At 66.3% G+C, this 1,468-nt stretch carries 1 protein-coding gene; it reads right to left on the reverse strand.

What is annotated here, in order from left to right; translation table 11 throughout:
- A partial coding sequence (locus tag F2S13_RS29025) for a 2Fe-2S iron-sulfur cluster-binding protein (RefSeq protein WP_166367317.1) occupies nt 1-1,468 on the reverse strand: 1,468 nt, incomplete at both ends.

Below are 1,468 nucleotides of genomic sequence, written 5' to 3' on the forward strand. Positions count from 1 at the left end.
GGCGGTGGATTTTTCGTGGGGCACGTGGAACAGCGCCAGGGTGGGTTCTTCCTTGTATTTGATCGCTTTGGGCACGGTCTTCCTGACGGGTTTGAAGCCGGCCTCGACAGCGGCACAAATGCCCCCATCGAAACCGTCGCTGAGCACATCCACCAGCGAGAACACGCCCTTGACGCCCCCCACGCACACACGTTTTTGCGGTGCATCGCCTGGCACGAAAGCCAGCAGATCCTCACGCCAGACGGGTTTGCCACCCAGGTGCGACGCCAGGTGCACCACCGGGCTGTAGCCGCCGGAGCTGGCGACCAGGTCGCAATCGAGCCACTCCCCCGGGCTGGTCACGCTGTGGGCCTTCACATTGATGGCCGCGATGCGTGCCGAAGTCACCCGCTTGCTGCCACGGGTTTCAATGACAGCACTGGAGGTCAGGATACGAATCCCCCTGGCTCTGGCCTGCTCCACCAGGGCACCACGCGGCGAGTGCCGTGCATCAGCCACGGCCACCACTTTCAGCCCGGCATCCAGCCAGTCCAGCGCCACCCGGTAGGCATAATCATTGTTGGTCGACAGCACCAGCTTCTTGCCCGGCGCCACGCCGTAACGGCGCACATAGGTCGACACCGCACCGGCGAGCATGTTGCCCGGCACGTCGTTGTTGCCGTACACCAGCGGCCGCTCGTGGGTCCCGGTGGCCAGCACCACACGCTTGGCGCGAACCCGGTGCATGCGCTGGCGTACCTGGCCGATCGGTGCGCGATCACCCAGATGGTCGGTCAGGCGCTCGTGAATGGTCAGGAAGTTATGGTCGTGGTAGCCGTTGACCGTGGCCCGCGGCAGCAGGGTCACTTCCGGCAGTTTCTTCAGCTCGGCGATCACGCTGGCGACCCACTCGGCCGCCGGCTTGCCATCCAGGCTCTCGCGGCTGTCGAGCAGGCTGCCGCCGAATTCTTCCTGTTCATCGGCGAGGATCACCCGCGCCCCGGTGCGCGCCGCCGCCAATGCCGCGGCCAGGCCGGCGGGGCCGGCGCCGACCACCAGCACGTCGCAGTGCTGGTTCATGTAGTCGTAGCTGTCCGGATCGTTTTCCAGCGGCGCCCGGCCGAGGCCCGCCGCCTTGCGGATGTACTTCTCGTAGGTCATCCAGAACGATTGCGGGTACATGAAGGTCTTGTAGTAGAAGCCCGGCGGCATCAGCTTGCCGCCGACCTTGCCGAGAATCCCCATGACGTCGGTGTTCACGCTCGGCCAGCCGTTGGTGCTGGTGGCGACCAGGCCGCCGTACAGCGCCTGCTGGGTAGCCCGCACGTTGGGGATCTGGGTGGCTTCGGTGGCGCCGATCTGCAGCACCGCGTTCGGCTCTTCGGCCCCGGCGGCGTAGATGCCCCGTGGTCGCGAGTACTTGAAGCTGCGCCCGACGATATCCACGCCGTTGGCCAGCAGCGCCGCAGCCAGGGTGTCACCGGCATAG

Source organism: Pseudomonas akapageensis, from assembly GCF_011355085.1.
Taxonomy (GTDB): Bacteria; Pseudomonadota; Gammaproteobacteria; order Pseudomonadales; family Pseudomonadaceae; genus Aquipseudomonas; species Aquipseudomonas akapageensis.